The 12968-nt window shown below is 31.4% G+C and carries 12 protein-coding genes; all 12 read right to left on the bottom strand.

Annotated elements, in window-relative coordinates:
• The gene (gene tpiA / locus P690_RS0100230; RefSeq protein WP_036459389.1) at positions 1-750 is read right to left on the bottom strand and encodes a triose-phosphate isomerase; all 750 of its coding nucleotides are present in this window, start codon (positions 748-750) and stop codon (positions 1-3) included.
• A 19-nt stretch (positions 751-769) separates the two neighbouring features.
• The gene (locus tag P690_RS0100225; protein WP_027121803.1) at positions 770-2401 is read right to left on the bottom strand and encodes a phospho-sugar mutase; all 1632 of its coding nucleotides are present in this window, start codon (positions 2399-2401) and stop codon (positions 770-772) included.
• A 22-nt stretch (positions 2402-2423) separates the two neighbouring features.
• Positions 2424-2828, bottom strand: a complete 405-nt coding sequence (gene cdd, locus P690_RS0100220; protein WP_027121802.1) for a cytidine deaminase — start codon at positions 2826-2828, stop codon at positions 2424-2426.
• Positions 2818-4077, bottom strand: coding sequence for a thymidine phosphorylase (locus tag P690_RS0100215; RefSeq protein WP_027121801.1), 1260 nt, complete (start codon positions 4075-4077; stop codon positions 2818-2820). The genes cdd and P690_RS0100215 overlap by 11 nt, the downstream gene beginning before the upstream one ends.
• A gap of 11 nt (positions 4078-4088) precedes the next feature.
• Positions 4089-4760, bottom strand: coding sequence for a deoxyribose-phosphate aldolase (deoC, locus tag P690_RS0100210; protein ID WP_027121800.1), 672 nt, complete (start codon positions 4758-4760; stop codon positions 4089-4091).
• Positions 4761-4765: 5 nt separating this feature from the next.
• Complete coding sequence (gene deoD / locus P690_RS0100205) at positions 4766-5476, bottom strand: purine-nucleoside phosphorylase (RefSeq protein WP_027121799.1); 711 nt, start codon at positions 5474-5476, stop codon at positions 4766-4768.
• 76 nt (positions 5477-5552) lie between these two features.
• Entirely contained in the window at positions 5553-6485 is a 933-nt protein-coding gene (locus tag P690_RS0100200; protein ID WP_027121798.1) for an ABC transporter permease, read from the bottom strand.
• Positions 6485-8134, bottom strand: coding sequence for an ABC transporter permease (locus P690_RS0100195; protein ID WP_027121797.1), 1650 nt, complete (start codon positions 8132-8134; stop codon positions 6485-6487). The genes P690_RS0100200 and P690_RS0100195 overlap by 1 nt, the downstream gene beginning before the upstream one ends.
• Entirely contained in the window at positions 8121-9779 is a 1659-nt protein-coding gene (locus P690_RS0100190) for an ABC transporter ATP-binding protein (RefSeq protein WP_027121796.1), read from the bottom strand. Before P690_RS0100190 ends, P690_RS0100195 begins: the two co-directional genes overlap by 14 nt.
• Before the next feature lie 409 nt (positions 9780-10188).
• Positions 10189-11886, bottom strand: coding sequence for a BMP family ABC transporter substrate-binding protein (locus P690_RS0100185; RefSeq protein ID WP_027121795.1), 1698 nt, complete (start codon positions 11884-11886; stop codon positions 10189-10191).
• A gap of 128 nt (positions 11887-12014) precedes the next feature.
• Positions 12015-12632 (bottom strand): toprim domain-containing protein, encoded by a 618-nt coding sequence (locus P690_RS0100180; protein ID WP_027121794.1) that lies wholly within the window; start codon positions 12630-12632, stop codon positions 12015-12017.
• A gap of 5 nt (positions 12633-12637) precedes the next feature.
• Positions 12638-12940: a YbaB/EbfC family nucleoid-associated protein gene (locus tag P690_RS0100175; RefSeq protein WP_027121793.1), complete on the bottom strand. Its 303-nt coding sequence runs from the start codon at positions 12938-12940 to the stop codon at positions 12638-12640.
• Between the last annotated feature and the right edge of the window lie 28 nt (positions 12941-12968).

The raw sequence follows: 12968 nt of genomic DNA, 5'->3' as shown, positions 1-12968 counted from the left end.
TTAGTTTGCTTCAATTAGTTGAATGAATTTTTGTGGGTCTAATGAAGCTCCACCAACTAGTGCTCCATTGATATCTTTTTGTGCTAATAATTCTGATACATTATCAGGAGTAACTGAACCACCATAAAGGATTGGTACTTTCTTAGCCACTGCATCTGAAGATAATCTAGCTAATACTTCTCTTACATAAGCGATTGCATCTTGAGCAATTTCACTTGATGCAGTTTTACCTGTTCCGATTGCTCAAACTGGTTCGTAAGCAATAATTAAGTTTTTAAAAAGTGCGCTGTCAATCTCTTTAAGATCTTTTTGTAATTGACGTCTAAGCACGTTTTTGGTTTGTTTTTTTTCGTATTGTTTTAATGTTTCACCAATACATAAAATTGGTGTCATCTTATTTTCTAATAAAGTCTTAACCTTTTGGTTAATCATTTCATCAGATTCGTGAAATAATTTTCTTCTTTCAGAATGACCGACAATTACATGCTTAACACCAATGTCTTTTAGTTGTTCATAACTAACAGTTCCAGTGTTTGCTTTATTCATTACGTAGTTAGCATCCTGAGCTGCTACTAAACATTCAGATCTTTTTAGTTCATTTGCTAAGCTTAAATAAACAAAAACTGGTGCTACACCAAAAACAACATCTTGTGTTTTAGTTAACTTTGCTTTATTCAAAACACTAAAGAAGTCTTTTACTTCTTTGATGTTTTTATATGTTTTTCAATTTCCGAATATGTATCTTTTCATATTAATTTATTCTATTTGGTTATTTAATTAAACCGATGTATCGCTTCAGCGTTTTTGTTATCTCGTCTGCTTCGTGTTTTAATTGCTTTAGCGAATTACCATAGAAATTATAATAAAATTTAAATTTCGGTTCAGTACCTGAAAGTCTAAATCTGATTCAAGAATCGTTTTCTAAAATCCAGTCTAAACAATCACCATCTTCATTTCATTTGATCGTTACAATCTTGCGATCATTGATATAAGATTGGTTGTATTTTTTAAACATTTCCATTCAGCTGTTAGCTTTTTTCTTCCAATCTAAATCATTAATTAGTGTTGTGATCGTATCGTTATGAATAAACCCAAATTGTGGGTAGATTTCTCTTTCTAAGAAATCAACCATAGTAATCCCACGTTTTAGACATTCATTGTGAATTTCTAAAGCTAGTGCTGAAGTTTGGAACGAATCTTTATCTGAAGCAATTGTTGTAGGTAGTGCACCAATCGCTTCTTCAAAACCTAAGATGAAATCTTCTTTGTCTTTATGATCAATTGCTTTATTACCAATTCACTTAAATCCAGTGCCTACGCGATAAACCACACCGTTGTATTTAGCAATAATACGATCAGTTAAATTAGTTGATACATATGATGAAACGATATAAGGACGTTTAGTTAGTTTTTTGTGTTTTAAGATGTAGTATGAGAAAATAATTCCTATTTCATTACCACTGAAATACCTAAATTCGTTCTTGTGTCTTACAGCAACTGCTAATCGGTCAGCATCAGGGTCTGCAGCTAGCATAATATCAGCTCCGTAGTGATCAGCATACTTAACTGCTAAATCTCAAGATTCTCTGGCTTCTGGATTAGGTGTTCTTGTGTATGTGAAGTTTTCGTCATACTTGCATTGTTCTTTTACAGGAATAACGTTGTAATTAAATCTTTTTAGCATCTCTGGTAATCAGTATGATGCAGCTCCGTGTTGAGCAGTGAATACCACTTTAAAGTCTTTAACTTCTTTGTGATCAGTTGTGTATAGATCGCGATAAATATCAGCAAAATAACGATCATACACATCGTCAGTAATAAACTTAACCAAACGATCGTTTGGTTCATATTCAAGATTTAAGATTTCATAGCTTTTTGGCATGAAATCAATGATCTTTTGGCCATCTTCTTTTAAAAGTTGTGCACCTTTTTCATTGTATGTCTTAAAACCATTATCGGTTTTTGGATTGTGAGATGCTGTTACATTAATTCCACCATCAGCATTAAATCTTGGGATTGCATAAGATAGCATTGGTGTTGAAGTGATCGCATTATTATCAAATAAATAAACTTCAATACCCATTGAAGTCAATACGTCAGTTATCACACTTGCAAAATGAACACCGTTTTTACGGTTATCATGCGCAATAATACATCTAGGTGAATAACCGAATTTATCAATTAAAAAACGACCATAACCAAATGCCATTTGCGCATATGTAAAGTGGTTTAAATATTGGTATCCAGGGCCCATCTTTTGTCTGATTCCAGCCGTCCCAAAACCTAATGGTTTTTCACTAAAAGCATATGCTAGTTCTTCTTCTGACATTGCTTTTATCTGTTCTTTTAGTTCATCGCTTACTTTTGGATGAGCTAATCAATATTTAACAATATTATTCATAGTTCTTATTCCTTAAAAAAAATTATTTAGTATTCAGCGCTTTATTATTAAAACCTAATGGTAATAATTGTTTGAACTGATAAGTCTTTTTGGTCTGATCTTTATAGTAGATCGTAACTAAAGTATTATCATCACTAAACTCTCATAATGCCTGGCGACACATTCCACAAGGTGAAGAGTTCTTATCAATTGAATCTGTCATTAAGTGAATGTGCTTAATCGTTGGTAAATGATCAGAATTATTGTTAGTTATCATACTACCAATCGCATTTCTTTCAGCACATAGGCTTACTGGGTAGGATGCACATTCAACATTTACTCCTTTATGTTCATTATCTTGATCATCTACTAGAATGCAAGCAACATGAAAGTTAGAATAAACACAATAAGCTTTATTTAATAGTTGCAATAATTCGTTATGTTTCATATCTTATTGTTTGATTGGCTTTATCAATGATTGATTGATTAATTGGTTTTGATGAATACAAGGTCATAATTGGTTCATTAACATTAATCTGATCATCATTTTTCTTGTGTAAGTAGATTCCAGCTTGGAAATCAATTGGTTGATCTTTAACCATTCTTCCAGAACCTAATTCAACTGAAACCATTGCTAAATCAACTGGTGAACTATATTTAATATTCCCTTTTTGTTTTGCTTTAAGAATATATTCATATTTCGGGTGAAAATATGTATCGTTAATAACTGCTTGATAATCACCTTTTTGTGATTTAATTCAACTGATAAATTTATCAAATGGTTTGGTTGTTTTTAATAATTCGTTTAGTGCTATTAATGCTTGTGTTTTATCACTATACTGTTTGGTTTCAACTAAAATTTCAGCAATCAAATTATCCATTAAAAGCTTGAATGAATTATTAGCTGCTAATTCGTTTTTTAGATAAGCAACCGCTTCTTTAATTTCAATTGCATTACCAATACTATTACCTAGCACTTCATTCATATCGTTTAGTTCACATTTTAAATGACGATTGAACTTATTAGCTAAATTAAGCATACGTTTTTTCAATTCATTAGCTTGTTCAACCGTCTTACAAAACGCTCCTAAACCATACTTAATGTCGATGAAAATATAATCCGAATTAAGTGCGAATTTTTTCGAGATAATTGATGAAGCAATTAGATCTAAACAATCTGTAGTTGAGGTAACGTCTCTTAGTGCGTATAAAATTTTGTCAGCCAAAACTAAATCGTTAGTTTGAGCAATGATAAACATATCATTGGTTTTAAGAATTTCTTTAGCTTGATCAATACTAATAAAACAATCTACACCAATTGCTTCTAGTTTATCGATCGTTCCACCTGTATGTGCCAACCCTCTTCCAGACATCTTAGCTACTTTGAAATTAAAGCATGCTAAAATTGGTGCAAGCGCGATTGATACCTTATCACCAACACCACCAGTTGAATGTTTATCGATTAATTTTTTATTATTTGATTCAAAATTTAACGTTTTTCCTGATTTAATCATGAAATCAGTTAAGTAATATAACTCGTCCTGATTCATGTCGTTGAACCAAATCGCCATTAATAATGCGCTAATCTGGTAATCAGGGATTGTTTTTTTTACACAACCATCAATGAAATAACCGATTTCTTCTTTAGTTAAAACTTGTTTTGTTTTTTTCTTCTCAATGATCTCAATAATATTCATAGCTTTTTTGATTATTTAGCTAAATCCAATGTTTTCAACTCTTCCATCAGTTTAACTGAACGCGATGTTCCAATTCGATCAGCACCAGTCTTGACGAATTCAACTAATTCTCGAGCAGTTGAAATTCCTCCACTAGCTTTGATTAGGATCTTATCTTGACCTGCTTTTTTCATAATCTTAATATCGTTTAAGCTAGCACCTCGAGTTGAAAAACCTGTTGATGTTTTAATGAAATCAGCTCCAGCATCAATACATGCTAGTGTCGCTTTTGCGATTTGTTCTTCTGTTAGTAAAGCGGTTTCTACAATTACTTTTAAAACTTTTTCACCACACACTTTTTTCACTTGTCTAATCTCATCAATTACACAAGCACAACCATTAATTAATTCTGAGATATTAATCACCATATCAATTTCATCTGCACCCATTTTGATCGATGTTTTAGCTTCGTGAACTTTTTGTTCGGTAAATGTTTGACCTAACGGAAAACCAACAACAGTACATACTTTTACTGGTGATTTTGCTAAGATCTTTTTAGCTGTTTTGATGTAAGCTGGATTAACACAAACGCTGAAAAAATTATGTTCAATTGCTTCATGACATAGTCTTTCGATCTCTTCGTATGTCGCGTTGGGTTTTAAGTTAGTGTGATCGATTAATCGATTAAAATCTAAAATGCTCATATTCTTTATAGTTTTGTAGCAACATTAAGTGCTAATTCAATCATATTCTTAAATGTAGTTTGTCTTTTATCTGGACTCATTGATTCATGAGTAATTAATGAGTCAGATACAGTTAAAATAGTCATTGCATGTTTTTTAGCTTTTGTTGCATTTGCATTTAATGCAAATCCTTCCATTTCAACCGCAATTGCTTTTCATTTTTCATTTGCTTCTTTTGGTGTGTATAAGGTCTGATAAAACGCATCTTCACAGATTACTAAACCTTCGTGATATTTCATCTTTAATTCTTGCGCTGTTTGTCTTGATAAATCTAATAATTTCTTTGAAGGGTAATTTGTTTTATTAACCACATCAACACCAATTAACATCGCATAGGGCGATTCACTATATGCTTGACTTTCTAAGATCACATCGCCTAAATTAACATCCTTAACTAAAGCACCACATGAACCAACACGGATGATATTTTCAACATCATAAAAGTTATAAAGTTCATGAGTATAGATCCCGATTGAAGGGTTTCCCATACCATGTCCCATAACTGTTACTTCTTTATTTTTGTATGTACCAGTGTAAGCAAACATATTTCTTACTTCATTAACTAATTTAGGGTTTTCTAAAAAAGTTTCTGCAATTCATTTTGCACGTAATGGATCACCTGGCATGATTACTGTTTTAGCAATCTCTTCTTTTTTCGCTTTAATGTGTGGAGTCATTTTTAATTACCTTTTGAAAATGTCTATATATTTATTATCTAACTTTATAAAACTCTTTGTTCAGATTATTTTTTTGCTATCTTAATCCTTTATCAAAGTGGTTTCCAGCATTCTTAGGACCGATTGAGAACTTACCAAGCAATAGCATTGTCACTAATGTTAATGCGTATGGAATCGTTCTTAGTAAGAACTTGTTTGCATTGCTTACAGCTGTGTTTGCAGTTGAGTAAACTAATAATGAACTGAATACTAAACCAATAATAGTAATTGGTAATAGTTTTCAACCACTCACGATCAGAATTGCTAAAGCAATAAATCCAACACCATCAACATCACCCGCAAACGCTCTACCTGATTGGTAGTAACCAAATAATGCACCACCACATCCTGCTACAACGCTAGCAAAAATGATTCCAATTCATTGATACTTAGTTACATTGATCCCTTGTGAGTCAACAGCATTTGGGTTTTCACCAACCGCTCGATATCTTAAACCGATCTTTGAGAAATTCATCACAACATATAGGATGATGAAAAACACAACAAATAACACAAATACTACAATTGCTTGGATACTCACACTATTTGCTCTTAGTGTTCTGGTATAAAAGTTCTGTAATGCTGGTGTTTCAAAGAAAGTAGTTGCGCGGTCAGATAAAATTTGTCCAATTCCAGCTGCTAACAAGTTAATACCCGTACCAGCAATAACATGATCGGCTTTCAATTTTATCGTTGCAAAACCAAACAACGCTCCGACCACAACCGAAAGCACTGCGGATAATAATATTGAAACCAAGAATGTTCAGCTATAAGTTGTACTTTGAGCTGAACCCATAGCTTTGTAAAAAATGTTTGAAAATAAAACAAAGAAAGTTGCGCCAAACGCCATTGTTCCATTAATCGCAATATTAACGATACCCACGCGCTCTGATAGATAACCACCAAAAACACCAAGGATAAGTGCTGGAGCTAGAATTAATCATTGATCAAGTTGTGTTAGTGAAAACATTATCTAGCCTCCTTTTTAATATTTAGATTATGAATCTTTTCATTTATTGATTTAATGTGTTTGTCCACTTGCATTTTCATTTCATCTTGTAATGTTACAGCAAGCTTTTGAATTCGTTTTTCTTCATTTTTTCATTTAATTAGTTTCTGTAACAGTTTTTTATTTTTAGAACCTTCGTAGTCTTTAATCGCTCTTTCAGTTTCAACAATTGAGTTAAATACACAACTGTGATAAAACTCATTAATTACATTGACACGTTCTTGAATATATTCTTTTTTATATTGAGCGATCTTATCTTTGTATTCTTTTAAGAATAAAACCTTGACTGGGATAACTAGACTCATCAGCGCAATCTTAAATTTACTATTGTACTGTTCGTTAAGTTTGTTGTGAAGATCTTTCTTTAACTTTTTAACTTTGAATAGGTAATTTTCGGACAACGCAGCTATATTATTTTCTAAGTTTTGGTAATATGTAATGTTTTTGTTGCCATAAATCTTTATGATGATTCAACGTCATGGTTTTAAGTAGTTCATTAATCCATAAATTGAAACGATGTACATTAAAACACCTAAAGTTAAAGACAGCGTTTGTGGAGTGGGTAAGTTTGCTGGACTTTGTCCTACTGAGATTAATGAGAATAACATTGATATAATCACAATTCCTCAAGGATTGTTTAACGCGATTAATGAAATCGCAATACCATTAAATCCTTCAGCAGGAACTGCAGTCAAACCAAAACTACCAACTGTACTAAAATCAATTGCTTGAGAAGCTTGACCAGTATAAACGACAACACCTAAGATACCAGCTAGAGCACCTGATATACCAAATGAACTTAGTTGTAATAAGTTTTTGTTGTAACCAAAATATTCAGCTGAAGTGCTTGATAAACCAGTTGTTTTAATTTTGTGACCAAATACAGTAAATCTTAATAAAACTCAAACAATAAATACACACACAATTGTTACAGCAATTGTTCATACTCATCCAGTATTACTTGTGAATGCAGTTGCTCCTTCATTAACATAGAATGAATATTGATCAGGGAATCTTACTGATAAAAAATTTCCATTAATTCTTTGAGCATTATCAAGAAAATAATTATTGACAATCGTTCCAACTATTAAAAGAATAATTCAGTTTAATAAGATCGCTGATACAACTTCATTAATTTTTAAGTAGATCTTAAACACGCCTGTTAAAACTGAAACAAAAGCAGCAGCAAACATCGATAGAAGGATCGTAATAATCTGACCACCTACTGATGGAGTGAATCCCGCTTTTGCTAAGTAATGAGTAATAATAAACGCAAAAGATGCACCCGCAAGCATTTGCCCTGATATACCAATATTAAAGATCTTGGCTTGCATCGCAAAACCAAACGATAGTCCTGCTAAAGTGAAGATTCCAATATTAGTAATAAAATCTTGTTGTTGTTTTTGAAAACTTAACCCTTTACTAAATAAAGAAAAAAACGCATTAGAGTTTACGCTTGTTGCTACTAAAATTAAGAAGATTAATAATAAAGAAACAATAATTAAAGTTATAATGCTAAGAAATCTTCTTCTACCTGATTTGTTTTCTTTACGGTAGAAAAACCGATCAAAACCGATCAAAAAATTCGGATATTTTTTAAATTGATTCATTCATCGCTTCCCCTGCTAATAGTTGACCGATTTTAGATCTAGTCATTTCTTTTTTAGGTCCTACACCAATAAAGTTGTTACGACTAATAACTGCAATCGTATCAGCTAGAGCCATAATCTCATCTAGTTCATAAGAAACTAGTAAAACTGCTTTACCTTGTTTTTTAGCTTCAATAATCTGACCATGAATATATTCAATCGCACCAACATCAAGACCTCTTGTTGGTTGAGCTAAGATTAATAATTCATGTTTTTTAGTCATCTCTCTACCAACAATCAACTTTTGTTGGTTACCACCAGATAATGATCTAGACATCGCTGTTCCGTTTGCTGTACCTCTAACATCAAATTGATCAATGATATCTTGTGCATATTTAGCTATTTCAAACGGAACAATAAAACCTTTATCTGAAAAAGGTTTTTTATCAATTAAATTATTAACTGAATTTAAACGAACATTTTCATCGAGAGTCAATCCGTGTTTGTGTCGGTCTTCTGGAACGAAAGAAATTCCTAAATTAGAACGTTTTTTGATTGACATTCTTGAGATGTCTACTAATTTATTGTCGTGTTTAAAGAAAATTTTATTTTGTTCTGATTTTTTTAAACCAGATATAACTTCAATCAATTTAGATTGACCATTACCCTCTACACCAGCAACCGCAAAGATTTCACCTTTTTTAATTTCAAAATCAATCTTGCTCTTTCGTTGGTTTGAAGCACTAAGTTTTTCTCACGTTTGCTTACCTTTTTGCAAACCTTTAGTTACTGCAACTTTAGCGACTGAAGAAGCTTTATTAATTATTTCATCATATTTTTCTTCAACTGTTTTAGTATCTAAGCTTAAATCCTTAACGCTTAAAATAACTTCATCACTAGTAACCGGCAAATCATTGATTGATGGAACAATGGTTCTACCAACCATCAATTCAGCCATTTCTTCGATTGATGTCTTCTTAACATCAACAGAATCAACGTACTCACCTTTTCTTATAATTGTCGCATTATCAGCTATTGCCTTAATTTCATGAAGCTTATGACTAATAATAAGAATAGTTTTATTTTTAGATTTAAATTCTTTAAGAATGTCTAAGAAACTTTCGATCTCATTATCAGATAAAACTGCCGTCGGTTCATCAAAAATCAATAAGTCAGCATCGCGATAAAGTACTTTTAAAATTTCAACTTTTTGTTGTTCACCAACAGTTAAAGTAGAAACCTTAGCGTTTAGATCGATTTTAAAATTGTACTCATCAATAATTTTCTTTAACTTATTGAAACTTTTTTTATAGTGAATAATTCCAGCTTTAGTTGTTTCTGAACCTAAGATGATATTATCAATCACCTTAAAGTTATCAATCAACTTAAAGTGTTGGTGAACCATTCCAATTTTTGCTTTTGAAGCATCTTTTGAAGACTTGAAGTTTACTTCTTTATCTCAGACAAAAATCTGTCCTTTATCTTGTTTGTATAAACCAAATAAGATGGACATGAGAGTTGATTTACCAGCTCCATTTTCACCTATAATGGCGTGTATTTCATTCCTCTTAACTGACAGATTAATCCCTGAATTAGCTTTTATCTGGCCGTTATTAAAGGATTTATGGATATCAACCATTCGAAGCGCGTATTCTTGTGTATCCAAACTAATATCCTTTCTGTTTTTCGCTTTAATTTTAACTAATAAAAAGAAAAAAACCTATTCCACAAAGCATCAATGCTATATTGTTGTTAGATAGAAATAGAAATAAATATATATTTATAATTGCAATATTTTTTTATAAAAATTATGTTCTAAAAAATTCGAGAAAAAAATAAGTATTATATTTTTGTAGGTTTTCAATCAACGCAATTTTCCTGTTGTTTCATAACCCTCAAATCATATACTAAAGATATGTAAAAAAATATCTAAAAAGTGAGGAAATTTTTGAAAAATTTATAAAAATGATTAAGCCATAAATATCGGTTCTTAATTTGGTATAAAATAAAAACAATAATTCTTCTAACGAACGAATTATTGTTTTTCTTTTTGAATTATATTTTATGCTTTTAAACTATAGCTTATTGAACTCAAATTTCTTGTCTGATTGGTTTAATAAAGTACCTTCAGTAGCTTGTTGGAATGATCCAGAAATAATTGCTGCTTTGTGGCTTAATGATGTAGCATCATCTTGTGCATTACCTGTTGTTAAAACTGGCAATAATTTAGCATCAGCTGTAACTGAAGTTTTGAATGTAGTTAATTCATTACCCTTAATTTTTCAATTTTCTCTAGAATCAGCTGGTAATGAAGTAGATGTTCCAGATAGGATTTGAACGTATTCTTGAATTACTTTTTGATTGTTAGAATCATTAACGGTTACTAATTGATTAGAAGGTATTTGTTTGTTTTGATTAGTTGGCATTGTTGGTGTTGTGCCTTCTTCAACTAGTCTACTTGATGATGATTGCATCATCATACCATTTCCTTGACCAGTTCCTTCTTGTCCTCCAGTAGGTGTAGTTTCCATTGGTTGCATAGGTGTAGCGCTTTCAGTAGCTGGACTTGAAGTTTTAGTAAATAAATCATTTAAATCAGGTAAATAACTTAATCCAGCTTTTGATAATGAAACACCACCGTTAGCTAAACTAGCTAAGTTGTTTCATCCATATCCATAGAAACCATTAACTTCTTTACCACTTTTAATAGCTTTTAAAGTTGAATCAACAGCAACGTCTAAAGCTTTAACAGTTGAGAATGCAATTGTTTTACCACCAGGAGCATCTTGTAATGCTTGAGTTGTTGTTAAATTTTCTTGAGCTGTATCAACACCAATTAATTGTGCCTTGTAAGTGTTTTTGCTGTTAAGAATAGCAGTTTGACTTAATGCTGTTTGAGGACCAGCAATTGGATAAACTAAAGATGCACCATTCTTTAACAATTCATCTGTAATCGTAGTTGCTTTTTGCTCATTTGCGTTGAATGATCCAGATACATCTGCAAGTAAGCTGTCGCGAGTACCACTGTTGCTTGCTTCATTAGATGATACTCAAGATAATTTTTTGAAACCTTCAACTCTTGGTTGAATGTATTGGTTAAAGAAGATAGCACCCATTCTAAAACCGTTTAAGAAACTAATAGTTGAAGGAATTGCTAGACCAACGTAAGCACCAATTCCATAAGTTTCTTTGCCATCAACCATTACAGTTTTAAAGAATCCGCTGTTTTTATTTACTAAAACACCAGCAGCAACACCAGTTAAGAATGCTGCACTTTCAGTTTGGAATGTAACAGCTGAAATGTTAGTACCATTTTTCTTAGAAATAACACCATCGATGAAGATGAAACCGAAATCTTTAAATTCATTATAGAAAGATGGAGTATCTAAAATCTTGTTTAAAGCGGGTTCTTGGTTGAAACCAGTAGCTACAGCAACAAGTGAACCTTCGTTCTTAATTTGTCTGTAAGTGTTAATTCTTGAGTCATCAGTTGTACCTGGTCTCTTCCATAAACCGTTATTAACAGTAACAGTTTGAGGAGCTGGAAGATCGATGTTAAATTCACTCTTATAGAAATCTGAAATTCCTTTGTATGAAGTTTCAGAGAATGATTGGTCAGCTAACGTAGATGTATTATCTGAAACAACTAATTGAACAGATGATTTATACGAAAGTGAAGAACCACATGAAGCCAATGTTCCTCCAACAATTGAAGCTACACCAGCAATACCTAAAGCAATTGATATTTTTTTAACTTTAGTTTTATTTATCATAAATTTTACTACCTTATAAATTAAGCTTAATCCAATAAGCATAAAACTTATTTGATTACCTCTTATATTATCAAATATATTATCGTTATTAATAAAAAAATACAATGTGAAGATAAAATATTGATCAATTACTTTTTATCTTTTATTAATTGTTTATTTTCAAAAGCCCCTTTTAGGCTGAATGAGTCGGCATAATCGATTGAAGAATTGTATGGTAATCCCATTCCTAAACGATATATTTTAAGATCATAATCAGCTAATAAAAGCTGTAAATAATTTGCGGTTGTTTGACCGTCTTGAGTGAAGTTAGTTGCTATTATCACTTTTTGAATTTTATGTTTCTTAATCAAATCTAATAACAAATCAAAATTAATTTCATCAATTATTTTTTTATTCTTTTTAGAAATTTCATGATTAAGAATAAAGTACTTGCCATGATATACTTGAGACTCTTCAATCACATTTAAGTCATCAAAAAAACTGACGATACACAATTCGTCATTATTTCTTGAATCATCTGAACAAATTCGACATATCGAACGATTAGATCAACCTTGACACATTTCACAAATCTTAATTGATAACTTAGCACGTTTTAAAACATCAATTAGATCATAAACGTAACGATCTGATTTTGTCATTAAGTATTGCGTTATCTTTTTAGCTTGTTTTTTGCTAACGCTTGGTAAATCACTAATCTGTTCTACTAAATTGTTAAACTCATTCAGATCTACATCTGATACCATAATTACTAAAATCCAGGGAATTTAATTGGTGGGGTGATTGAGTTAGAGATCTCATCTCTTTTCTTTTCAACATCAGCAATCGCTTCATTAATTGCTTCACTTACCATATCTTGCAAAGTGTCTGGATCTTCTGGGTCAATTAAATCTTTATTAATCTCAATTTTAATAATTTTAAGATTGCCTTTAATGGTTGTGTTAACTAACTTTTTATAGTCGTATTGATATTCTTTTTCTTCAAATTCTGCAAGCTTTTTTTCCATTTCGCGTTGCATCTTTTTCATTTGATTAGCTAAATTTTGAAAATTCATAATTATCCTTATTTTTTAATAAATAAAT

It is taken from the genome of Mycoplasma imitans ATCC 51306 (assembly GCF_000518305.1).
Taxonomy (GTDB): domain Bacteria; phylum Bacillota_I; class Bacilli_A; order Mycoplasmatales; family Mycoplasmoidaceae; genus Mycoplasmoides; species Mycoplasmoides imitans.
This window is presented reverse-complemented; position numbering and strand designations above follow the sequence as displayed.